General features: G+C 55.9%; 1 pseudogene. It reads right to left on the bottom strand.

The features are described 5' to 3' along the window. Positions 1-214, bottom strand: a pseudogene (locus A3754_RS25830) (bifunctional pyr operon transcriptional regulator/uracil phosphoribosyltransferase); the annotation flags it as partial. Positions 215-388 lie beyond the last annotated feature (174 nt).

Below are 388 nucleotides of genomic sequence, written 5' to 3'. Positions count from 1 at the left end.
TGAGTCCACGGGTGTCGAAATCATCCCGGTAGAACGCCGGATTCAGTGAGCCCAGCGGCAGAGCCGCAGGCAAACGGTCATTGAGCGCCTGCGCCACCCAGGCTCCACCGGATTCAATCCCCACCAGCAGTGGTGACTTATCCGCAAAGCGCTCATTAATGGCCGCCGCCATCACATCCAGGTGTGTCTGCAATTGTTGCTCATCCCAGCTCAAGGCCGTTCTCCCACAGTCCATAAGGCATATCCAAGGCGTAAGAGTAGCAGAAGGCCGGGCCACTGAGGCAATCAACGGAACAGCTGATCAAACCGTTCAGTTTTTTGCGCTGTGTCCCGGACCACAATGCCGACAAGCTAGAGGCATACGCACAACGCCTGTAAGTTTTGTAAT

The sequence above is a fragment of the Alcanivorax sp. HI0083 genome (assembly GCF_001635175.1).
Note: the sequence above shows the minus strand (reverse complement) of the source record. Positions and strands in the feature narration are given on the sequence as shown.